General features: G+C 45.9%; 24 protein-coding genes and 1 pseudogene. 16 read left to right on the forward strand and 9 right to left on the reverse strand.

The annotated features are described in order from the left end of the window. The first annotated feature begins 27 nt into the window (after positions 1-27). The 6 genes and pseudogenes from MH117_RS20205 (at position 28) to MH117_RS20230 (ending at position 5,501) form a co-directional block, all read left to right on the forward strand. Entirely contained in the window at positions 28-864 is an 837-nt protein-coding gene (locus tag MH117_RS20205; protein ID WP_481857289.1) for a CheR family methyltransferase, read from the forward strand. Positions 865-881: 17 nt separating this feature from the next. Beyond that, positions 882-2,069, forward strand: a pseudogene (locus tag MH117_RS20210) (response regulator); the annotation flags it as partial. A gap of 178 nt (positions 2,070-2,247) precedes the next feature. Continuing rightward, the gene (locus MH117_RS20215; protein ID WP_239331772.1) at positions 2,248-2,568 is read left to right on the forward strand and encodes an STAS domain-containing protein; all 321 of its coding nucleotides are present in this window, start codon (positions 2,248-2,250) and stop codon (positions 2,566-2,568) included. Positions 2,569-2,602: 34 nt separating this feature from the next. After that, positions 2,603-3,064: an anti-sigma B factor RsbW gene (gene rsbW / locus MH117_RS20220; RefSeq protein WP_239331775.1), complete on the forward strand. Its 462-nt coding sequence runs from the start codon at positions 2,603-2,605 to the stop codon at positions 3,062-3,064. Beyond that, positions 3,061-3,822, forward strand: coding sequence for a sigma-70 family RNA polymerase sigma factor (locus MH117_RS20225; protein ID WP_239331777.1), 762 nt, complete (start codon positions 3,061-3,063; stop codon positions 3,820-3,822). The genes rsbW and MH117_RS20225 overlap by 4 nt, the downstream gene beginning before the upstream one ends. Positions 3,823-4,079: 257 nt before the next feature. Further along, positions 4,080-5,501 (forward strand): amino acid permease, encoded by a 1,422-nt coding sequence (locus tag MH117_RS20230; protein ID WP_239331778.1) that lies wholly within the window; start codon positions 4,080-4,082, stop codon positions 5,499-5,501. A gap of 543 nt (positions 5,502-6,044) precedes the next feature. On the opposite strand, the gene MH117_RS20235 is transcribed toward MH117_RS20230, so the two are convergent. The 5 genes from MH117_RS20235 to MH117_RS20255 all read right to left on the reverse strand — a co-directional run bounded on the left by MH117_RS20235 (position 6,045) and on the right by MH117_RS20255 (position 9,455). Further along, positions 6,045-6,236, reverse strand: a complete 192-nt coding sequence (locus tag MH117_RS20235; protein ID WP_239331779.1) for a hypothetical protein — start codon at positions 6,234-6,236, stop codon at positions 6,045-6,047. Positions 6,237-6,378: 142 nt separating this feature from the next. Beyond that, complete coding sequence (ald, locus tag MH117_RS20240) at positions 6,379-7,509, reverse strand: alanine dehydrogenase (protein ID WP_239331781.1); 1,131 nt, start codon at positions 7,507-7,509, stop codon at positions 6,379-6,381. 276 nt (positions 7,510-7,785) lie between these two features. Then, complete coding sequence (locus tag MH117_RS20245) at positions 7,786-8,259, reverse strand: hypothetical protein (RefSeq protein WP_239331783.1); 474 nt, start codon at positions 8,257-8,259, stop codon at positions 7,786-7,788. Between the two features lie 18 nt (positions 8,260-8,277). Beyond that, positions 8,278-8,670, reverse strand: coding sequence for a YtxH domain-containing protein (locus tag MH117_RS20250; protein ID WP_239331785.1), 393 nt, complete (start codon positions 8,668-8,670; stop codon positions 8,278-8,280). A 113-nt stretch (positions 8,671-8,783) separates the two neighbouring features. Beyond that, positions 8,784-9,455 carry a phosphatase PAP2 family protein gene (locus MH117_RS20255; protein WP_239331787.1) on the reverse strand — a complete coding sequence of 224 codons (672 nt, stop codon included), beginning with the start codon at positions 9,453-9,455 and terminating at the stop codon, positions 8,784-8,786. Between the two features lie 173 nt (positions 9,456-9,628). Between MH117_RS20255 and MH117_RS20260 the strand changes: the two genes are divergently transcribed. Together MH117_RS20260 and MH117_RS20265 are read left to right on the forward strand one after the other, a co-directional pair. Further along, a complete protein-coding gene (locus MH117_RS20260; protein ID WP_239331789.1) occupies positions 9,629-10,630 on the forward strand; it encodes an asparaginase in 1,002 nt (333 codons plus the stop codon). 31 nt (positions 10,631-10,661) lie between these two features. After that, on the forward strand, positions 10,662-11,378 hold the full coding sequence (locus MH117_RS20265) for a copper homeostasis protein CutC (RefSeq protein ID WP_239331791.1): 717 nt from the start codon (positions 10,662-10,664) through the stop codon (positions 11,376-11,378). 144 nt (positions 11,379-11,522) lie between these two features. On the opposite strand, the gene MH117_RS20270 is transcribed toward MH117_RS20265, so the two are convergent. Continuing rightward, positions 11,523-11,747, reverse strand: a complete 225-nt coding sequence (locus MH117_RS20270) for a DUF1128 family protein (RefSeq protein ID WP_239331801.1) — start codon at positions 11,745-11,747, stop codon at positions 11,523-11,525. 331 nt (positions 11,748-12,078) lie between these two features. Between MH117_RS20270 and yyaC the strand changes: the two genes are divergently transcribed. From yyaC to MH117_RS20295, 5 genes are all read left to right on the forward strand, one after another. Continuing rightward, entirely contained in the window at positions 12,079-12,624 is a 546-nt protein-coding gene (yyaC, locus tag MH117_RS20275; protein WP_239331803.1) for a spore protease YyaC, read from the forward strand. Positions 12,625-13,081: 457 nt separating this feature from the next. Further along, positions 13,082-13,885, forward strand: a complete 804-nt coding sequence (locus MH117_RS20280; protein WP_239331805.1) for an alpha/beta fold hydrolase — start codon at positions 13,082-13,084, stop codon at positions 13,883-13,885. 105 nt (positions 13,886-13,990) lie between these two features. Next, positions 13,991-14,266: an autorepressor SdpR family transcription factor gene (locus MH117_RS20285; RefSeq protein WP_239331926.1), complete on the forward strand. Its 276-nt coding sequence runs from the start codon at positions 13,991-13,993 to the stop codon at positions 14,264-14,266. Positions 14,267-14,555: 289 nt separating this feature from the next. Further along, positions 14,556-15,278: a DUF6483 family protein gene (locus MH117_RS20290; RefSeq protein ID WP_239331807.1), complete on the forward strand. Its 723-nt coding sequence runs from the start codon at positions 14,556-14,558 to the stop codon at positions 15,276-15,278. A gap of 57 nt (positions 15,279-15,335) precedes the next feature. Continuing rightward, the gene (locus MH117_RS20295; protein ID WP_239331809.1) at positions 15,336-16,529 is read left to right on the forward strand and encodes a class I SAM-dependent methyltransferase; all 1,194 of its coding nucleotides are present in this window, start codon (positions 15,336-15,338) and stop codon (positions 16,527-16,529) included. Between the two features lie 234 nt (positions 16,530-16,763). Here the strand turns inward: MH117_RS20295 and MH117_RS20300 are convergent, their stop codons facing one another. After that, complete coding sequence (locus tag MH117_RS20300) at positions 16,764-17,216, reverse strand: GNAT family N-acetyltransferase (RefSeq protein WP_239331928.1); 453 nt, start codon at positions 17,214-17,216, stop codon at positions 16,764-16,766. Positions 17,217-17,621: 405 nt separating this feature from the next. Between MH117_RS20300 and MH117_RS20305 the strand changes: the two genes are divergently transcribed. The 3 genes from MH117_RS20305 (at position 17,622) to MH117_RS20315 (ending at position 22,019) form a co-directional block, all read left to right on the forward strand. Continuing rightward, positions 17,622-18,998: a hypothetical protein gene (locus tag MH117_RS20305; RefSeq protein WP_239331811.1), complete on the forward strand. Its 1,377-nt coding sequence runs from the start codon at positions 17,622-17,624 to the stop codon at positions 18,996-18,998. A 451-nt stretch (positions 18,999-19,449) separates the two neighbouring features. After that, positions 19,450-21,570 carry an O-antigen ligase family protein gene (locus MH117_RS20310; RefSeq protein WP_239331813.1) on the forward strand — a complete coding sequence of 707 codons (2,121 nt, stop codon included), beginning with the start codon at positions 19,450-19,452 and terminating at the stop codon, positions 21,568-21,570. Positions 21,571-21,650: 80 nt separating this feature from the next. Beyond that, positions 21,651-22,019 carry a hypothetical protein gene (locus MH117_RS20315; RefSeq protein WP_239331815.1) on the forward strand — a complete coding sequence of 123 codons (369 nt, stop codon included), beginning with the start codon at positions 21,651-21,653 and terminating at the stop codon, positions 22,017-22,019. A 75-nt stretch (positions 22,020-22,094) separates the two neighbouring features. Here the strand turns inward: MH117_RS20315 and MH117_RS20320 are convergent, their stop codons facing one another. Both MH117_RS20320 and MH117_RS20325 read right to left on the reverse strand, forming a co-directional pair. Then, entirely contained in the window at positions 22,095-22,406 is a 312-nt protein-coding gene (locus MH117_RS20320; RefSeq protein WP_239331817.1) for a dehydrogenase, read from the reverse strand. A 185-nt stretch (positions 22,407-22,591) separates the two neighbouring features. Continuing rightward, complete coding sequence (locus tag MH117_RS20325) at positions 22,592-23,053, reverse strand: cupredoxin domain-containing protein (RefSeq protein ID WP_239331819.1); 462 nt, start codon at positions 23,051-23,053, stop codon at positions 22,592-22,594. Between the last annotated feature and the right edge of the window lie 165 nt (positions 23,054-23,218).

The raw sequence follows: 23,218 nt of genomic DNA on the forward strand, positions 1-23,218 counted from the left end.
GAATCTGATCAAGTATCTGCGCAGGACATGCGTAGACATGGGGATGCTGATCGCGAACGCATTGAGATTGAATTGTTGTTAGAGGGGATGTACAAGGTGTATGGCTACGACTTTCGAGATTATGCGTATCCGTCCTTGAGACGTCGAATTTGGCATCAGATATACGATGAACAGTTGACCTCGATATCAGAGCTTCAGGGAAAAGTATTGTACAACCGCGATTATGTGCAGCGCTTGGTTCATACGTTGTCGATACCAGTTACGGAGATGTTTCGTGATCCTAAGATGTATGCTGCTTTCCGGGATAAAGTTGTACCCCTTTTACGGACATATCCTTATATTCGCATATGGCATGCGGGCTGCTCAACAGGGGAGGAAGTCTATTCGATGGCGATTCTCTTACAAGAGGAAGGACTGTATGAGAAAGCTAGATTGTATGCGACTGATATGAACCCTGTTGTTCTGCAAAAAGCGAAGGAAGGCCGTTGTTCTTTAGATAAGATGCGCCTGTATACGACTAATTATTTGGAGGCTGGGGGAAATCGCTCCTTTTCCGAATATTACAACGCAGCGGAAGACGGCAGTGTGATCTTTCATCCGTCTTTAAGAAAAAACATTATTTTTTCGGACCACAATTTGGCTACGGATATGTCGTTTAATGAATTTAACGTTATTTTTTGCCGAAATGTGATGATTTACTTTAATGATCCGCTGCGGGACCGAGTCCATCGGTTGTTCTATGAGAGTCTGGCCCCACTAGGAATGTTGGTGCTGGGATCCAAAGAATCGATCCATTTTACAGCCTGTGAGTCGCATTACGAGGAAGTAGACCGTTTGGAGAAAATATATCGAAAAATTCGATAACTGATCGAGGAGGCCACATGCCTACGTTAGAGCCTATTAACATTCTGTTGGTCGATGATCGTCCGGAGAACTTGCTCGCCTTGGAAGCTGTGCTCTCGGAAGAGAATTATCGGCTCATTAAGGCTACCTCAGGAGAAGAAGCACTGCGACATCTTATGAAAGAGGAATTTGCTGTCATTGTGCTTGATGTGCAGATGCCTGGCATGGATGGCATTGAGACAGCCAAGTGGATCAAAGCCAGGGAGAAAACGCAGCATATTCCGATTATTTTTATTTCGGCTAACTATAAGGAATCTGAGCACCTGTTTGCGGGCTATTCTGCAGGCGGCGTCGACTATATGGTCAAGCCTTTTGTACCGCACATCTTGCGGTCCAAGATCCAAAGCTTCGTGGGGATCTTTCTTGCACAGAAGCGCTTGAAATCCCAGAAGATGCTGCTTCATCAGAAGACACTGGAATTGGAACGGATGAATCGCGAACTGGCAATTGCAAAGGAAGAAGCGGAACGTGCAGCGCTAGCCAGAACGCAATTTCTCGCAATGATGAGCCATGAGATTCGTACACCGCTCAATGGAGTCATTGGAATGGCTGACCTGCTGCAAGATACAGAGATGAGTCTAGAGCAGCGTAATTATGCGGAGATGATTCGGAAGAGTGCGGATTCGTTAATGCAGACGATCAACAACATTCTGGATTTTACAAAGATGGAGTCCGGCAAGTTGGAGCTTGAAGAGTACCCGTTTGACATCAAAGCTTTGATTCAGGAAGTGTTTGAATTGTTTACAGCGGAGATGAGCAAACGACAATTGACATGCTCTGTCGATATTAAGCCGGATGTTCCGGCTTGTCTGCTGGGTGATATGATTCGGCTGCGCCAGGTACTTATTAACCTGGTGGGCAATGCTGTCAAATTTACGGATGATGGCGAGATTTGTATTCGTATTCAGCTGGTTCCAGACCATGAAGACGACAGTACTTGTCGACTGCAAATTGAGGTACAGGACACAGGCATTGGATTGCCGGTAGATAAGATGAATGCATTATTTCAGCCATTCTCACAGCTGGATTCCTCTATGAATCGTCGCTACGGCGGCAGCGGCTTAGGCCTTGCAATTAGCAAATCAATTGTACAGATGATGCAAGGCGATATTGCTGCGTATGCGCTTGATCATGGGGCGATGTTTCAATTTACAGTTGTACTGGGTAAATTGGAGCAATGAGAGAAATTAGCATTCGTATCCGGATGACAACTATTTTGAATTTAAATGTTTCAGCGTTTCAACTACCGGGTAATAGGAACCTAAGTATGAAATCAACAAAATAAATAGCCGAGTAGGTACATCATTTCTTCATAAAATGTGTGGAATAATGGGAGAGGACTATATGAGCACAAACCAATTTGCAGTCGTAACACATCAAGATGGGCAGCAAATAACCATTCAACTTCAAGGTGATCTGGATTTGGCTGCTTCTGGCGAGTTTCGTTCTTTTATGGAGCCGCTAGCTAACGATTCGACTAACCAGCTTACACTTGATCTATCCAAGCTTACGTACATTGACAGTACAGGCATTGGCATTCTTATTTCCATTGTAAAAGTTCGCAAAGCCGCAGGAGCACCATTTTTCGTGGAAAATGTTCCATCGCAGGTTCAAAAGTTGTTTGATATGACAGGAATTTCAAAGTTTTTAATGTCAAGCCAATAAGGACTCGAAAATGATAATTGAAAGGACATGAATCATGACTGATAGCAAAATACAGCAGCAGGTCAGATTAACGCTGCCTGCTCAAGCTGACTATGTCGATTTGGTTCGTTTAACGTTATATGGAATCGCCAGCAAAATTGGATTTTCTTACGAAGAGATCGAGGATATGAAGGTTGCAGTGTCGGAAGCTTGTAATAATGCAGTTTTATATGCGTACAATCGGGAAGGCGGTATGGTGGATATCGCATTTGACATTGGTAACAACGAGCTGGGTCTGACGATTCGTGATGAGGGCAACAGCTTTCATGCGGAGCACGAGACTCAGGAACTGTTGGGGTGGCATGACAAGTCGATTGATGAAGTGCAGGCAGGAGGCCTAGGTTTCTACTTAATGCAGGCACTCATGGATGAAGTGGAGGTTGTCAGCATAGAGGGGCGCGGTACTGAAGTCCGCATGAAGAAACGCATCCAACAGTTTAGCGAGGAACTCCGATGAGTCTACTTCCCCAGTCCCATTCGGCTAATGATCTCATCCGCCAATATCAAACCACCAAAGACAACGATACAGCCACTATTTTGATTCAGAGGTACGAGCCTATGGTGAAGATGGCTGCAGGCAAGATATCGCGTAATCGCCCAGACCTCTACGAAGATCTGATGCAGGTGGGCAATATGGCGCTTATCCGTCTGCTGAATCAGTTTGATCACGCACTGGGCGTCCCTTTTGAGGCTTATGCAATGAAAAGTATGATCGGTCATATGAAAAATTATTTGAGGGACAAGTCTTGGTATATCCAAGTGCCAAGGCGAATCAAAGAAAAGGGTGCTTTGGTGCAGCAAACCATTGATCTGCTGACTGTAAAGCTTGAACGCTCACCCAACATTGAAGAAATAGCCCAGCAACTGGAACTGTCCGAGGAAGAAACTTTGGAGGTTCTGGCAGGTCGAGAGTGCTATCATTACGTTTCGCTTGACACGCCGCTGTCTCAAGAAGAGAGTGCGGCCACGCTTGGAGAGCTAATCAGTTCTGACGTAAATGATTATGACGCTGTAGAACGTAAGATGGATCTGCTCGAAGCCATGAAGCAGCTAAAGCAGGAAGAGATGCAGGTGCTGCAGCTTGTGTTTGAGCAAGGACTGTCGCAGCGAACGGCAGCAGAGCAGCTTGGTATTTCGCAGATGAGCGTTTCCCGTATTCAGAGAAGAGCAACAGAGAAGCTGAAGCAGATTATGATGGCTAGGGACTTACAATGAGATGGACATACAAAGAATAAGGACAAATGTGTGCCTGTATAATTGGTGCATATTTGTCCTATTTGAATAGAAATAGAATTCAAGTCTATGAAAACTCGGGCAGAAAAAGGCTCGTGAAAATAGTAAAAAACTTAAGGTGTCACAGAAATGTAATCGTTTCCAATAATTGCGGGCTGCGCATATAATACGTGACATGGTAAAATAATAATGTGGAACCGTATAGTTGACGTTTTGGCGTCTAGTGAGGAGTGACCTAGATGGCAGAACTATTTAGGAAGAAAAATGTAGAGCAGATGCTTTTGCAAAGCAAGAGCAAGAGTGTCACGAAGTCATTAGGTGCAATGGACTTGACGCTTCTTGGCATTGGAGCAGTTATTGGGACAGGCGTACTCGTATTAACTGGGCTTGTAGCAGCCCGGGACGCCGGCCCGGCCGTTATCTTTTCGTTTATTATAGCGGCGATTGTGTGCGGATTCGCAGCACTGTGTTATGCGGAGATATCATCTGCAATTCCGGTTAGTGGAAGCGTTTACACTTATTCGTACGCCACAATCGGTGAACTTGTCGCTCATTTGATGGGATGGACACTATTGTCCGTATATGTCGTAACCACCTCGGCAGTTGCAAGTGGTTGGACCGGATATCTTAATAACTTTCTATCTGGCTTTGGGCTTGATTTGCCAAGAGAGTTGATTACGATTCCGAGTCAAGGCGGGCTAGTTAACCTTCCATCCATGATTATCATTATGTTTATTACCTGGCTGCTCTCACGTGGTACGAAAGAGAGCAAGAAGGTAAACAACATCATGGTAGCAATTAAGCTTGGTGTTATTCTCCTGTTTATCATTGTTGGGGTGTTTTATGTTAAGCCTGCTAACTGGACTCCATTTATGCCTTACGGTTTTGAAGGTGTAATGTCCGGTGCGGCAGCCGTGTTCTTTGCCTTTTTAGGTTTTGATGCGTTATCGACATCAGCCGAAGAAGTGAAAAATCCGCAGCGTGATCTGCCAATTGGTATTATCACTTCGCTCGGAGTTTGTACCGTGATTTATGTTGTTGTCTGTTTGGTTATGACAGGTATGGTGCCTTATACGGAATTAAACGTGCCTGAAGCTATGGCACACGTGTTGCATGTTGTTGGACAAGACGCAGTAGCAGGTGTGATCGCTGCCGGTGCCATCATCGGGATTATGGCAGTCGTTTTTGCTTATATTTACGCAACTACCCGTGTATTTTACTCGATGAGCCGAGATGGGCTTATTCCAAAAATGTTCTCCAAGATGAACAAGAAGGAAGCTCCGACTACAGCTGTATGGCTGACAGGTCTCGTGAGTGCCTTCGTTGCAGGCTTTATCGATCTGAAAGAACTATCTAATTTGGCTAATATTGGAGCTTTGCTTACTTTTGCGATGGTTGGTGTTACGGTTATCATTTTGCGTAAGACACATCCGAATATGAAACGTGGTTTCAAAGTGCCGTTAGTACCTTTGCTCCCGATCATCTCGGTAGGCTGCTGTTTGTTCTTGATGGTGAATTTGCCGCTTCAAACTTGGCTGTATTTCGGTATTTGGCTGCTGCTAGGTGTAATTGTATACTTTGGCTACTCCAGACGTCACAGCCACTTACAGAAAGGCGACGCGGACAGCACAGAGGATTCACTAAGAGTATCCAACGAATAGCAAGGATGCGAATGATTAGGTTACACTGTTGCATGGATAGGCTGCTCGTCTGGTCTGAATAGACTGGTCGAGCAGCTTTTTCGTTTTGGCAGGACACATGACATTTTGGGTATCAACTTACATACCGTAGAGGTGAGACAATGCAGCCCAGGAGATGGTTGCATGCTATGCTGTGCACTACATGTGGTTATAGAAGCTGCTACGAGATCCAATAATGTAAAGAATCAGTGTGCAGTACTTGCAGTGCTCCATGATTGTATTGTGTTACTCCGCATTACGTTAATTGTGTATTACATTATATCGTATTACGTTAATTGGACTACGTTACAAACGAGTACAGTCCATTACGCGAGCATAGCGAGGCGAGTTTAATTTGACTGCCGTATTACAGGCAAGCTGCCGCATTGTTGTTTGCTTTGTAGCTTGGAATACTGTGTGCGTGTTACATCTTATATAGATATGGGTGTTGGAGTTTGTAAAATGGGATTGAAGCTTATGGAAGGGAAGGACAAATCAGGGGACTGCCTTGCAGCGTTCATATAGCTAAATACTTATATCGGCCGTTACCCAATTCATTTGTTCTTGCTTAGTGGCATTTGTGGCATTACAAAACAATATCAAGGTAGAAGTACAGTACATAAAGCAGCCCCGCTGCGCAATTGAAATATGCACAACGGGGCTGCTATTATAATCCGATTGCGAACGTTTGATTTGTGGAACCATACGTTCAACCATTTTGGACATCCTTATGGAATATAGATTGTTTTAGTGCAGTTTATGTCTCTTTATCTGTTTATTCTGCATTGTAAACTTTGCGCATCCACTTTCTTTGCACGTATTATGATTACGTGTTCTCTTTATATATGTGTGTATTTAATTAAGCGTGAGCAGGTGCTTTTTTTAGGGCATCCTGCGCCGTTACATAGTCATAACCAAGATCGCGAGCTACGGCTTCATATGTTACAGAGCCAGAAGCTGTGTTGAGGCCAAGCATAAGTGCAGCGTTCTCCTCAAGCGCTTTGTGAACACCTTTGTTTGCTAATTGAAGCGCATAAGGGATCGTTACGTTCGTGAGTGCAATCGTAGATGTACGAGGCACTGCACCAGGCATGTTTGCTACGGCATAGTGTACAACACCGTGCTTCACATATGTTGGATTGTCATGTGTCGTAATCCGATCCACTGTTTCGATGATACCACCTTGGTCGATAGCTACGTCAACGACTACAGAACCTGGTTTCATCGACTTAATCATATCCTCAGTTACAAGCTTAGGTGCTTTAGCTCCTGGGATAAGCACCGCGCCGATGACAAGATCGGAATCCTGCACAGCTTCTGCGATGTTGAGCGGGTTGGACATCAGCGTATGAACGCTCTTATCGAAGATATCGTCCAATTGACGAAGTCGATCTGGGTTCATATCCATAATCGTTACGTCTGCCCCTAGGCCTGCTGCAATTTTAGCAGCATTTGTTCCTACGACGCCACCACCGATTACAGTTACTTTGCCACGTTTTACCCCTGGTACGCCTCCAAGCAGAATACCCATTCCACCGTGCGGCTTCTCCAAGAATTGTGCTCCGATCTGAGCGGACATTCGTCCTGCAACTTCACTCATCGGTGTTAATAGTGGCAAAGTGCGGCCTACTTGTACTGTTTCATATGCAATGGCAGTTACGCCTTTATCGACAAGAGCTTTCGTTAATTCAGGCTCTGCTGCTAAGTGTAAATAAGTGAACAAGATCAGTCCTTCTCTGAAGTACCCGTACTCGGAAGACAATGGTTCTTTTACCTTTATTACCATTTCGGCTGCCCACGCATCTTTAGCTTCTGCGACAATCTCAGCGCCTACACGGATATAATCTTCGTTTGTAAATCCGCTGCCAAGGCCTGCTTCATGCTCGACTAGAACAGTGTGTCCAGCTTTTTTAAAAGCCATTACACCAGCAGGAGTGATTGCTACGCGATTTTCATTGTTTTTTATTTCTTTAGGTACGCCAATAATCATTGAGGTAAGCCCCCTTGTTCAAGTTAGGTTCATCAGTTGATGTACCATCAGTATAACAATGTAAGCGCTTTATATCTTCGTTTAGATCTCTAAAATGTGTACCTCGTTTTTGTTCAAATTAACAAACTGCTTGTTCAATCCCATAAATTAAACCCGCACTGCACTTAAGGTGTCATAAATACCCCTTAAACATACATCAACCCAAGAGAGCACTTGATTAGAGCTCAGCTTGGGTTGATGATCGCAGCAAGCATTAACTTGCTTACGTATTCGTATTTACTGCATAGGATCTGGAATGAGTCCTTGCTTTTTTAACTCACTGTTTGTTTGAATTTGTTTCATGTCATGGCCGAGCTGCTTCATTGCCGCCTCATCAGGAGCCATTGAATTCCATGTTTCCTCGATAGTAGTGGGCTCATCATCTGTATGATTGTGTTCCAGTCCGACGGTTAAAGACAACTGCACCAATAGCTCGCGCAGTTCTGTGTCTGCTTTGGCTTGGAGTTGGCTAGGCACTGTGCTTAGCCCTGAGAAACTGGCTAATTTCGCATTGACCTGTAATTGCCCGTCAGGAAGCCGCTGCGCTGGTACTTTGTACATGTGAGTGGCGCGCTCGCTGTTGGCATGTGGGTCCATCCAACCGAGCACAAATATTTCTTGCTCTGCACAGCATATGCCTGTATAGCCTTGTTGCAGAAACGCATGACGTACCGTATCGGCAGGGGCAGTAACAACAGCTGAGGCGTTCATCATATGTATCCCCCAGGTCTAGTCTTTCTTCAATTGTTCAACAACTTCTTCTGCGATGTCAGCAGATGCTTCCTTGACTTGATTTGCAGCATCAATGGTCACATCTTTCACTTGTGTAACAATATTGGAGGATGCTTCTTTTACGCCCGATACAACAGCTTCTGCTTTGGCACCAACAGTCTTGACGGCAGTTGCTGCTTTAGAGCTAAGATCAATGGCCACTTCCTTAGTCTTGTCAGAAACATCGTGTGCTTTATCACTGATGTCAGAACGTAGTTCACGTCCTGATTTCGGCGCCAGCAGCAGGGCTGCCGCCGCGCCAATTAGTCCCCCAATGAGAACCCCTTTGGCAAAAGTGGAACATCCTCTTGTATCACATGTTTCATTTACGGAAGTTTGTTGTGTTGTCATCTTGATTATCTCCTTTGTGTAACAGTAGTTAATGAACATATACACTTATTAGCGAACTTTGAATCATTATTATGATAACAAATGTGACGTCGCATGACTATGAAGGAGGACACTCATTTCTCTCGAGTCATCCATCCGAGTGCGTACATGCAAGCGATTAACCATATGCCGCCTGCAATAAATCCTGCTGACACATCCGTAATATAATGAACGCCCAAATATACACGGCTTAAACCAATTACAACAATGAGTAATACTCCTGCTACCCATATGTAGGTAGATGGTTTGCCTTCTGCCCTACAAATACGAACTATAATGTACGTCAGCATCCCATAGAACGCTGTTGAAACCATGGCATGTCCGCTTGGAAAGCTGTACCCAGTAGCTGCCACCCAATGCTCCCATTCAGGACGTGCACGCTGCAGCCATGCTTTCATCCCTTCATTTAGAAGATAGCTTCCTGTAAGAGCAATTAGCAGCGTAATTGCATGCATATACAGCCTTTTTCTAAAAGCAAACCATAGCGCAAGCAGAATCGCCAAGGGAATAATTATGTGGCTTGAAGCAAAATGGGTAAAAAATATAACGATTTTGGTTATTAGTGGGCTTGACCATTGTCTTAGAAAATCAGTTACCGCGGTATCGACTCGATTAAAGTCGTTGCTCATTACGCCCTTAGTAATCCAGCCCAATCCCAGCAAGAGCGGGGGAACTAGGACAAGGCCCCATATGAGACTGACGGTATAATTAACTGCACGGCTTTTCATAGATGTTGACTTGGTCATGTTAAGCTTACACTCCTTTAATCTGTTTCTCCGCATCTTTGCCTCAAAACCATTGGTTAATTAACAAAGAGTTCAGAATGATTTAACTAATATGAAACTTACGTTAGGAATTCGGTTCTGGTTTCGTTATAATTTACACATAAGTATCACTTGTTTATGAGGGAGAAATCGGCATGAATGAACGATTAATTGAAGAAACCCGCAATAATTGGCTCGAATGTGAACATAGAGGGGCAATATGCGGAGTAGGCAAAGACGGTAACATTCGTTATGCGCTAGGGGACATGGAAAGCCCCCGCTTCTTGCGATCTGCTGGAAAGCCATTCCAAGCCATTCCAGTGGTCAAAAGCGGTACGCTAGAGCATTACGGACTGACGGATCGGGAATTGGCGTTAATGATGTCATCTCATCGGGGTGAATCTTTTCATATGGAGACGATGCATGCCATTATGGAAAGAAGCGGCTTGATCCAAAGTGAGCTCGTGTGCAATCCGTCTCTCCCTTTGCATGAACCTACAAAGGAAAATTGGCTGCGGGAGGGCGGCGATCGGGAACGGAGGTTCCATAATTGCGCTGGCAAGCACTTTGGCGTATTGTCATGGTGCCAACATGCAGGATATGACAAAGCATCTTATACCGATCCAGATCATCCCGCACAGCAGGAAATCACAGCAATCATCTGTGAACTTTCTGGAGTAACCGTCGAAGAGATGGGAGTGGGCACAGATGGATGTGGCTTTCCCGTATATGCGCTGCCTCTTCCGGCAATAGCGCAGGCATATTTACATTTAGCTTGTCCCGAATTCATTAAGGATACAGCGACACGCCAAGCTGTTCAACGTATCCGGGATGCAATGATCAAGTATCCTCTACTTGTAGGGGGAACAGGACGGTTGGATTCCGTGCTGATGGAAGACACAAACATCGTAGCCAAAGGTGGTTTCAAGGGCATATTTGGTTTCGCGCTTCGTGAGGAGCAATTGGGATTTGCAATCAAGATTGCCGACGGATCAGATGAGGAATGTGCTTATGTAATAACCTCATTATTGGAGCAAATGGGCTATAAGACAACCGATACGATTCAACGTCTCAAAGAGGCATTCCCGTCCGCGATTATTAATGATCAAGGGGTTGTGGTAGGGGATCGCAGAGCTGTATTTCAATTTAACTTATAACGATAAATGCAAATAGGGGAGGAAATAAAAGATGAAGCCTTATCAATCCCGCATTCATTTAGAAGTTATTGCAACAACGTTAAGCGATGTCCGTGCAGCACAGGACAGCGGGGCGGACCGGATTGAACTAATTACGGCAATAGCAGAAGGCGGTCTTACACCTAGTCTTGCGTTAGTAGAGCAAGCTGTACAGTTATCCACCATTCCTGTTCGTGTTATGGTGAGACCTCATGCAAGATCATTTGTGTATGATGCTGATGATTGTGAAACGATCCTAAAAGACATCGAACATATACGTGCAGTGGGAGCAGAAGCGATCGTGTTCGGGGCTCTAACGGAGATCGGACAGATTGATGAGCATCTGTTGAAGCAAGTTATCGCTGCTGCAGGCGCGATGAAATTAACTTTTCATCGCGCGATAGACGAAGCAAGCGACATCATGGAGGCTTTAGCTGTAATTAAACGTCATCCCTCCATTACCGACATCCTGACTTCTGGCGGGGCTCCAACGGCGCCAGAAGGTATCCATATGATTGAGCAGATGCACTTTGAATCCATAGAAACAGGTCTGCATATTATGGCTGGAGCGGGATTGACCTTGGATAATATCGCTGTCTTTACAGCTAATACGAAGATAACTCACGTTCACGTTGGATCAACCGTGAGGCAAGCGGGTAAGGCGTTAATGCCGCTTGATCCCGCACGAGTCAAAATGATGCGGACGGAGCTTGACCGGGTAATTAGTTAACATTAAGATTCGATGTGTTTGATTTATGGATGATACGACGCTTTACAGGAAAAGCAAGGAATAGCAATGCCCTGATCTCCTCTTATCGTTTGTCACGACAAGTAGGAAGTCAGGGCATTATTCATGATTAGGAGGAGTATCAGATTAGGAACGGCGAAGTTTGCCTAACTCTGAGACGAGTGCTTCCATCTCGCTGATGCTAAAATTGGATTTGCTCATAACAATCTCATGAATGTCTTTAATATCCTCATATTGTTCAACGGAAAATGCGGATGCTTGCATAGCAGCGGCGGTAGCCATCTTCAAGCGTCCCTTTATGTCTTCGATCATGGCTTCAACCTGTGCCTGTGGATTATCTGCGTGGCTCATTTCATCATACCTCCTTTAATTCCACTTTCATTTCATCTTTTCAATCGGTTCGTCCGATATGCTGAACGTATTGTAACATGAGTTCCACGAAAACTAAACGCCTTTCAAGCAAGCATAAGGATCCTATTTAAGTAATAAGTTTCACGAGGGACCAAATCATCTTACACGGAACTTAACACGATGAACCCGTACCGAAATGATTTATGACGTAAGTATGCAGTGATGTGATGCTTAACCTGCTTGTTACAAATACCAAGGCAGTGGAGTGACAACGTACAGGACTTCAAGTACAATAAGGCCAATATCTGCTTAGAGGAAATGGAGTGCATGTATGCAGGAGCTTATCTTATCGGATACGATTAGCAGGCCCAAGCTGAAGAAGAGCAATCAGGAGCAGCTGCGGAGTTTCTTCCGACAAATTGCTGCGCAGTATTCTTTAGCACAATTAACCTTCGTCTGCATCGGAACAGATCGTTCAACGGGGGATGCATTGGGGCCAATTGTGGGCTTAGAATTAGTGCGACGTGGGTTTAACAATGTTATAGGCACGTTGGAGCTTCCCTGTGATGCTTCTAACCTGAAAGAGCGAATTGCTACCATTTCGGAAGACAAGCTGGTTGTAGCGATAGATGCATGCCTAGGTCAGCCTGCAACAGTCGGGTATTATCTTGTGGGCAATCAGTCTCTTCAGCCCGCCCAATCTGTGGGCAAGGGCTTACCGGCAGTTGGTCATTACAGCGTGGCAGCAGTCGTTAACGAACATGGGCCCAAGCCTTATTGGACATTGCAGACGACTTCACTGCACACGGTGATGTTGATGGCGCAAGAGATTTCAGATGCCATATGCGCAGCATTTTGTGCCCCATTGCAGTCATAAATTTTAACTTCATTCCATAATATGAAGTTGTGGGCATAAGCCGGACCACAGCAAAAGAGCCGGATGTGGGGCATCCGACTCCTGACGATACACCGGTTATTCTGTGCGATCCGTTCCGCAAGGAGCGGATTACTTTTTACGACGTTCATTTAATTGAATGATGAGTTGAATCAGACCAATCATAAACATACAAGAGCCTAAGAACAGTTCGATATCCTTCATCACCATCACCCCCTTTCAATTTAGGGAGACATTAAGATGAGTGGACCACTGTTGGAATGAATAAGCAGCGTTTCAACTAAATCATGCCTGTGTAATATAGTGTATATCTATGAGCGGACGGCGGTTGATAGAATCGTTCGCTGTGCAAAATGTGAAATTTTTTTGTGCATTTTATACAGAAGGCATAAATCCGATTAAAAGGGCATAACACGATGAAGCAAAGCGAGGGGTTACGATGGCAAAAATTCAACTAACAGACAGATTCCACATGGAAGTAAAAGAACAAGGTGCAGGAGTCCCCATTGTGCTGCTGCATGGTTATTGCGGCAGTTCCGACTATTGGCATTCTGTTGTGCCGCTGCTTAGTGAGCGATATCATGTGATTACACCGGACCTACGCGGTCATGGTAAGACTCAGGCGCCTAATGGGGCCTACACAATTGAGCAGATGGCCGATGATATTCTTCAAATGGCAGACAAGCTTCATTTGGATCGATTTATATTGTTAGGACATTCGCTTGGCGGGTATATTGCATTGTCATTTGCTCAACGATTCAGTGAGCGTTTGCTTGGCTTTGGCCTGATCCATTCAACAGGGTATGCGGATTCTGATGAGGCAAGGCAGGGCCGCTTGAAGGCGGTTGAAGATATTCAGGCTCATGGAATTGTGCCTTTTATCGATCAATTGATTCCATCTTTGTTTAATCCGAACAAGTTGGAACAATTAGAAGATGAAGTTCGGCTTGCAAAGGCTATCGGGTACCATACACCGCCTCAAGGCGCGATTGGAGCGGCGTTAGCGATGCGTGAGCGTGAAGATCGTACGGCTGTGATGGCTGCAACTAAGCTTCCGCTGCTGCTTGTGGCTGGCAGAATGGACCAGAAGGTGCGGCCTGACCGGTTGTTTACGACGGAGGGCAGTAACGTGACACAAGCAGTCATCGAAACTGCTGGCCATATGGGGATGATGGAAACACCAGAAGAAGTAAATGAGATAGTATCTTCTTTCGTTCACGAAATTACGAATATGGAAACATAAACGAGTCCAAAGCGCCTTCTATTGTAGGGGGTGCTTTTTTTCGGTATAATCGGCATTATATTTAGATAAACTTCTAAATAAGAGGATACTATGATGGAGGAAGAAATGAACGATGCGTTTAAAGCATTGGCAGACCCGACGAGACGCCAGATTATAACACTGCTGAAAGAGCGTGATATGACCGCGGGCAATATAGCTGCCCAATTTAATATATCCAAGCCTAGCATCTCACATCATCTAAATGCGTTGAAACAAGCCCAACTGATTGTAGATGAACGGAGAGGACAGCATATCTGGTATTCGCTGAATACGATGGTATTGCAGGAGGCTCTTGGCTGGCTCCTTGATGTGATTCAGTTTCAACATGACAAGGAGGGATAAGGTGGAGAAAGGGCGGTATCTTAAATTTCTGTGTGCTTATAGGGTCTGTTTTGTGCATTTAATGTTATTGTATGCGGTCTCGTATGGATATTGACCTATAAAGAAGCTTCCCGCTATAATAGCTAGTTATTATAATATTTATGGTTTGTCAGATCAGCATGATATAGGATTAACATGTGATTAAGGGTGTGTAATCGCCGTGACACTTCTTATCCCGTTTATCTACTCATATGTGAAGTACGACAGTTAAAGCAGTACTAACATTGTATGTTACTATAGGAGGCATGAGATGTATCAACGTGATTATCTGGTACGGCTGATTCAAGAGATGACAGCCATGATTGCCCGGACGCTGGGCTTAAAGGAACAGAAAGAAAAGGCTGAATTGTTACTGGAATGGGACGACCTGCTAGAGCGTAAGTTCCGATTGAATGGCAAGCTGACAGATACTTTGTCACCTGACGATATCATCAAGTTGTTCCATAGGCACGGTCATTTGCAGTCGGACGAGCTGCAGGCATTGGCTATCATAATGTTGGAGCGAGCCGAGTTGGAGTATGAGCTACAGCAAAGTTCGTCGTCTCATGATGGATTAGAGACCGCTGATGCGAATCATATCCAACGTCTAATGAAGGTTTATGTACTGCTTGTCGAAGCGATGCTGCATGGCAGCAATCGCAGCTTGTTGCCTGTAATAGAAGTCGTGGAGAAGTTGAGCGACAAATTGGCTCCTTATCATCTGGATGCCTCTCTGCTTGAGCGGATATGGAGATGGCATGATCTGGATCAGCGTTATGCAGAGGCAGAAAATGTGCTGTATGAGTGGATGACTGGCGATGAAGCCCGCTTGTCATTGGCAGCAGCTTGGTATGAACGGTTACTGGAACTACCAGACGATGAGCTTGAAGCAGGTGGGCTACCTCGTGACGAGGTGGAGCAAGGGCTGCAGGACGTACAGACGATGATGAAAGTGGACCGCTCTAACGAGTCCGAGTATGCTGACCATACTTAACAGTCCAATAAAATTAATGAGTTCACAGCAATGTGATTGAAAGGTTGTAGCATCATCATGGAACAATTACAGCAGTTAGTTCAACATATTTTACAAGAAGGAACGCTGCATTCAGCTGTGTTTAGCCAAGTGCGGCAGGCTCCGGAAGAAGGCTGTGTCAAAGCAACGATTAAGCCCATCCAGCTGCGCGGCGAGGTCATGGTGCAGATCACTTATCACTTTGCTAATAAGGTGACACATGAAAATGTGACGGCAGAGCGGGCAGCAGACAAGCTGTTCAGTATGCTTGAACATAACTTCCGCCAAGCATTGCTGCGGACTACAGAGGCAGAACACCATGTGTTAATTAGCAAGAAGCACAAGGTAAACATACGGACCAAACAGACAAAGTCGGTGCAGGCTGACTTGTCTCATAATCGCAAGAAGCAATATATACTGGCAGAAGGCGTTCCGGTGCCTTTCCTGACAGAGCTTGGCATTATGAGTGATGCAGGCAAAGTACTTGCCTCTAAATACGATAAATTCAAGCAAATCAATCGGTTTCTGGAGATGGTGGCCGACATCCTGCCTCACTTACCTAGCGATCGTATGATACGTATTATTGATTTTGGCTGTGGAAAATCGTATCTGACATTTGCCCTGTATCATTATTTACATGTGATGTGTGAGCGTGATGTGATGATCAACGGACTTGATCTGAAGGAAGATGTGATTGCACATTGTGAGGCATTGGCGCGCAGATTACAGTATGAGGGACTCCAATTCTCGGTAGGCGACATTGCTCAGTATGAGGGAGCCAGCGCAGTAGATATGGTTGTTACCCTGCATGCTTGCGATACAGCTACAGACGCTGCTTTAAACAAAGCAGTTAGATGGGGAGCAAGTGTCATATTGTCTGTACCTTGCTGTCAGCATGAATTGTTCCGGCAGGTAGACACTCCGGTGTTGGAACCGCTGCTTGGCCACGGCATATTAAAGGAGCGTTTCTCAGCGCTTGCAACAGATGCTGTGCGGGCGAAGCTGCTGGATTGTGTAGGGTATCAAACGCAATTGTTGGAGTTTATTGACATGGAGAATACGCCTAAAAATATTCTAATTCGTGCGGTGCGTGCGCCTGAAAGCGACGTCCAAGCGAATTGGCAGCAGTACACGGCATTCCGCGATTTTCTGCAGGCAGCTCCATATCTAGAAGGTGCACTGCATGATCTGATTGCGGAGCAAGGATTACAAGGGGTGCACTCACCTCGTTGACTTAGCTGCAAGCTTACAGGGCTATCATGAGGAGAGCAGTGCCATTGCAAGCCGTGCCCCTGTCTTAAAGGGAATTACCGCTGTGCTTGTATGAGGAACGTAGTTGCTAAAGGAACGGAGAAGAGTATTGGGAAGTTGTGAATAACACTGTCCTTGCCGTATACAAAATACACGGCAGGGTTTTTCCAGATGATCTTATCGGTCCCAGAAGCAGCCGTTCCTGGTGCACAGTCGTCACTCAGGATCATAGACCATACAATGGAACAGGCCTGTTCCGGAAGGTGTTGGGCGTTCATACGTATCCGTAATTCGGAATCCGGCATGCTCATATGTCCGTATTGCCCGAGAGTTCCAACATAATACTTCCAAGTCGATTTCATCCTCTGGCCTACGTCGCAGGGCCTCTTCCACAATCGTTTGTACAAACAATCTGCCTCTTCCAAATCCTAATCTGCCAGGGTGCATGCCAAGACCGAGTCGTGTTACACCCTCTAACGGGAAAAACTGCGCAAATCCTTCTAGTTCATCCTCTGCCCCCAGTACAGCTGCAAATTGGCTTTCTCGAATCGCAGGATCACCAAATTCAACTTCGAGCGCTTTCATCTGCTCCCAGGACAAGAAATTATACAAATTGTATGGCGGTTCATATTGCCAACTACATATGGCCTCTGCATCGTGTTCTCTCATCGGAATGATTCGAAAGGGTTGCAAGAGCAGTCCTCCTCTCATCTATTATTAATACACACAATGGGGTATCGATTTTACTTCATACTTATTGTGTCACGAACAATTGAGCAGTACAAGTCCATATGGAGGTAGCTTTGTCACTTGCGTAATGCGGTCGGTTACAGATTGTCACTGTTTGTAAAATGGGTTAGAATTAGGGACAACGGGTGAAAATCCAACTCGAGCTGAACAGAGACGGTTTGGCTACTCATGTAAATTATTAGACGGATACATAAAGGATGGAATCAGCGGCAGGAAGTCATACTGCTGATTCATTGTTGTACAATAACAGAGGAACTGGGCGAATCTTACCTAACCTCCATGCGTACATGGCGATAACGGCATAATAGAGGAGGAGTATATCGGATGTTTGTACGAAGCAATCGATCATCATGGTTTGTTATTTTACTTCTTATAATAGGGATATGCCCCTTAACCATGATGCCCAAGCTAGTTGAGGCGCAAGGAATCCAATTCCCTCACACGGTTGTAACGGACACGAAGACGGTAAAGCTTAACGATACACTGGCTGTTAACACTACAGTAACAGGTGTAACTTATTCCATAACCTATGCTGATCCTACTATCGCGACAGTAGATGCTGATCTCAAGCTCCAGCAGTATGTAGTACAAGGTAACAAGCTGGGAACCACCGCAGTCGCTGTAACGTGGGCAGATCCGTCAGGGCATATTCAGGTGGAGAAGTTTGCTGTTATGGTGGTGGACCCAACACAACCTTTGGCCGCTTCGACTATTAACATGAATTATTTAAGCGATTATTATTTCGCTCCGAATCAAGTAAGTAAGCTGATTGATCTTAAAGTACTCTTTCCGAATGATTCAACGATCGATTATAAGAGAAACAATTTTGATATTCAAGATTCGAGTAAAGCGTTGGGTTTGGCTGGGTCGGAGTTTAACGGTGTAGACGCGTATTATGTCATAAAGGAACAGACGAAGTTCACGCATACGGTCGTAACGATTACAGCTACGAATAGACTAGGTAATAAGGCGTCCTACTTCTTTACGGTTGCCATGAATACTGAGCCAAGTTATATAGGGCCGGGTGATGTGCGGCATATCGTAGCAGGCTCATCACAATCCATACAATTGGCGGACTTTTTTGCAGACCCCGATCAGGACAGTCTTACATATACGTTTATTGGGACAGAGAACAAAGGCATTGTGAACCCTTCCTTACAAGGTTCAGAATTGATTGTCCAAGGAGCAGCAGCTGGTGCAGACAAGATTAAAGTCAGGGCTGACGACGGCCGTGGCGGATCAACGGTTGGGGAAGTAAGGGTTGAGGTTCACGCTGTAGCTGACAGCGAATACACAGGACAATATAAGGGTGTTGAAAATGTGCTGCGTATGCCGGTAACGTCAGCAGGACGTTATTGGCTGGCTCCGTTTGAGTCGTTGCTTAGTTCAGTCAAGAGTGCGCGAGAAGCACATACGGCAGCCGGTCAAGCTGACGTTACGTTTCGCATCGACAGCATTAACCAGCAGCCGATGCTGGGACCAGGGCATTACGGTTTATACTATGTGGACCCAACTTCTACTCGTTTACAGCTAATTCAGGTTGTGGAGCTGCTGGATAAACAGGTGCTAATTCAACAAATCAGTGAGATTGATCAGCTTAATGGTTCCAATGGGATAGATGTATCTGATATACGAAGATGGATCTTGCGGCCTGAAAATAATACCTTTATTCGGGCTAAGCTTGCGTTGTCAATCTTGTAGCCCATTAGATAAGTGAACATCGCAGCTTGAGAGGAGCAAGACAGAAATTATTTAGAGATCATATAAAGACAGCAAGGCATCAATAATTCCTTTTAAATTAGTCTAGCATCGACCGCTACTCGGTATCCTCCGTTGGAGCGGTCTTTTTGACATGTTCACACATTGTCAATTGTGAAGCTAGTTGTAACAGTTTAGCTCATAGAGAAGTATAAAGAAGTAAGAAACGGAGTGATTGGATGCTGCTCCCATTAATAGTTTTTTGCTTATAGACTCCATAATTGATCTCAATCTTACTTTGTATTAACAATCATATAATAGTAAATAGATAAATAGATGAACAGGTAAAGCATGAAAACAGCGGCGTACCTAAGCTCTAAGCAGCATAATACGTACGTTGATATAGGAAAGATACGAGCAGGTAGAAGGCAGCATGTTGAGAGGGGGAAATGATATGTTGAAAGGAACGGCGCATACATCCATGCATGAAACGAGACCGTTTATCCTGTGGATGATAGCGGCAATTGTATTAGGAATAGGGCTATATCAGCAAGGTTTGTTCTATAACCATCGCATGCTGCCTGTTGCTGTGCTGCTCATTGGGATAGGTGTGTATCACATCATACGTAAAGGTATAGCGTCGGCCTTGGAAGATAACGTCTTCCCCTGGCCGCTATGGTTCCCGCTAGCAGCGGCAGTTTGTTACGGGATAACTTTGCTGCTGGAACCCGCCTCTGTGTACGGAAGCTGGATGCAAATAATACGATGGAGCTCTTTTGGCATATGGCTTATGCTAATCTACGGTTTTTTGACGTGCAGGCAAGCCATAAAGAAGTTTCATATTGTGCTAGTCATCATCGGAATTATAATGTCTTTTGGATCACTTTGTATGTTGTACGGCTGGCTTCCCTACAACGGAGGCGTCATGTCCAGTTCCAATGATGAACTGTCCGCGCTTGGCTTCCGTCTTGGTGGGTGGTTGCAATATCCGAATACGCTTGGAGCGCTGGCGGGCGCATATGCGCTGTACCACTTGGGACGGTTAAATGAATTATCACCTAACAAAGGAATATGGATGTTGGAATCGGTCTGTTTATTGCTGCATGCAACGGTGCTGGGTCTTACGGAATCAAGGGGAGCCTGGCTTGTTACAGCTGGTATTGTGTTTGTATCTTGGCTTGTTTTGAAAGGTACAAGACTCCGATTTATCGGGTGGGCTGCGTGGCATGGTAGCTGGGCGATACTAGCAGTGGCCTCTACCGCATCATTATGGTTGGAGCAGAGCCAACTTATTGCGATTCCACTTGTCTTATGCCTAGTAGGAGCCGCGGTCATTCCGTATATGCTCCATGTTAGAAGCAGCAATAGGACTAGAAGAACTCATAACGGCGACCGTGAATCATTTATACAGCCGTTGCTACCCAAGGTTATCCTAGCAGTGGTGGGAACGGCCGTGTTAGGAGCAGCATTGTATGTCATGCCGAATGAGGCTGGCGATCGCTTAACAGGTCATTATGAGACGGCTTCCGCTCGAACTTTGTTTTATAAGGATGCATGGCAATTGTGGCAGGAGTACCCTTGGCTGGGCAGTGGGGGAGATGCCTGGAGGCAGCAGTTTTCATCTATCCAGAGCGAGCCGTATGTGGGCAAGGAAGTACATAGTAGTTTATTTGATATGCTGCTGGACATTGGCGCAATCGGTACGTTGTTGACGATGGGCCTAGCGGCTGTGGCGATATGGCAAGGCTGGCGCCGTTATCAGGCAGCGGGCATGGCTTCAGCAGCAATAGCTGCTCATAGTTTGATTGACTTTGACATGGCATACAGTTGGGTCATCTATGTATGGCTTGCGTGGCTGGCGTTAGGTTATGCAGGTGATAAGAGGTGGAGCGAGCAGGTCGAGGCAGATGAAACACAGATACAGGCAGAGCTGATGCAGAGTGATACGAAGCAGGTGCTGCGTGTTAAGCTGCGTCAGCGTCTCGCAGCACTTGCGCTTGTCGTACCGCTGCTGGTGGTAGCGGCGGTGGGCTTAAGTCACTGCGTGGCGCAAGTATTGTACGCCACAGCAAGCGGAAAGCACACGACCGCCAACGCGGTGACGCTCCGCGCAGCACAGCGGCTGGCGCCTGCCGATACGGTGCTGCGCATCGCAGCTGCGCGCAGCTTACCGCCGCGAGAGGCGCTTGCCCTGCTGATGGAGGGGCAGCGCTTCGAACGCGACGGCAAAGCGCTCAGCCGTGAGCTGGCGCTTACGGCTGAGCGCAGCGGCAATTCGCAGCAAGCGGCCGCCTACTGGCAGGCGGCCGTGAAGGCCGATCGCTTCGATCGCAGGCTGCAGACCGAAGCGATCGTGCGGCTCGCCGCTATGGCGCAGGCGGCCGCCGAGCGAGGACAGACATCGTTGGCGCTGACGCTGGCTGTGGATGCAGAAAGGCACTTCAGCGCTTACGATGCTGAAGTGCGCCGCATCGCGGCGATAGAGCATGTGGCAAACGGCAAGCGGTTTGCCATGACGAAAGAGGCCGAGCGTGCAGCGGCCTCTGTGTACCTGCTCACCATCCCAATTAAGTAACAGGAGAACGGGCAAATGGACCATGCGAGACAGGAGCGAGCTGCATACGTTGTACGATACGGACAGAAAGGAGCATCCGCATGAGCATCGTAAAACGTATCACTCCTCCCCTCAAGGATCCGCAGCTCAAAGGAAAAGTAGTCAGTAAAGTGACCAAAAAGCGGTTTAAGGCAAAGCAGATTCCAAACCTGTACTTTACACGCTTTACTGTATTATGGGTGCAGAACAACGGCGTTACATTTAATACAGCCGGATTTTTTGCCCGGGTTTTTTCAGGTGGGCGCTTGTTGTCTACAGCAGCTTTTGACCGCCACGGTGTCGTCCGCTTCAACAATATCGGCGTCTTGACCAACGTACCGCTTACGATTCAGGTGTTTAACAGAGTCGGTATATTGTTTCGAACACGCAATGTACCTAGAGGTGTCGAAGCATTCGCCATTATTGGCTAATTCCAAAAAAGGCCCATGCGTTTCCCTTGGGAAACACATGGGCCTTTTGGTTGCAGGTGGATTTAGTTATTTGGGCTATCCACCAAATGCATCTCGGAAGCAGGCACTTAGTTTAGTGCGATCCACCTTCCACAGTTGAGAGAGCTCCTCACTGACTGCTTCATCCCACCAGTCGGCAAGTCGCTTGCGATTCTGGCTGTTCTCATGAATCCAGGTCAAATTACCGAATACCTTTTTTACATATAACTCCTCGCCCTGCTTTAGCAGTTCATCCGGGATATACAGTTTCATCCGCTTGATCGTACGATACAGCTCCGTGCTGCAGGAACGGCGAATTTTGCGTGCGGAAGGCAAGGAGGCTTCGTGGCGCTCTTTTGGTCTCAACAAGGTGACTCCTCTCTACACGGGCCTATGAATCAACATATGCACAGACTTTCAGCCTGTCACAACCTGAATGAATCTTCTTTTTTCAGCGGCTTCAAGAGGGTATAAGATTTAATAGGGTGACTCGTGTTAGAAAAGAATAGTAAGCATCAACAATGCTCAGATCAGTCATTTCTCTAAGTGAAATATTAGTCGACTACGATATATCCAATCATCGGCCCTTCGTTACTGGCCTCCCCATGGGAGTGGCATAAGATACGGTATATGCCTTCCTTAGCCTGAAAGGTAACGACTGTCTCTTTATTTTTATATATCGAGCCGTGTAGGTCGAGTCCTTCTATCGTGAAGTCATGTTGCTTGCCGCTTACCCCGCGGATACGCAGCTCCACTTTCTCTCCTTCATTAGCGAAGACCGTCCCAGGGCTAAACACATAAACTTCTGACTCTTTTCCATTTTCCAATACCGATTTAAACTCGCCTGTAACCATATGGAGCACTCTGGTTTGCGTTACAGCGGGCTGAGCGGCAACTGGTTCCGGTTTAACCTGTAGTGACTCATAACGCCAATAAGCCGCAGCCACCATAATAGCTGCCAACGCAATTAATCCGATCCGCCATTGTTTCTTGGATACAACCCATAACTTAGTCATATTCTAGACCTCCTCTTCCAATCTTGAGCTAGTCCATATGTATGCGGATGGTTGTACACTAATTCCTAACTTGGAGTGATGTCCTTCCATATGCTAGAATAGAATGGTTATCATTGCAGTCGTTCCAAGTGTTATCATTAACTATGAATAAGCATGTAGGGAAGA

This window comes from Paenibacillus sp. ACRRX, assembly GCF_022346885.1.
GTDB lineage: Bacteria > Bacillota > Bacilli > Paenibacillales > Paenibacillaceae > Paenibacillus_B.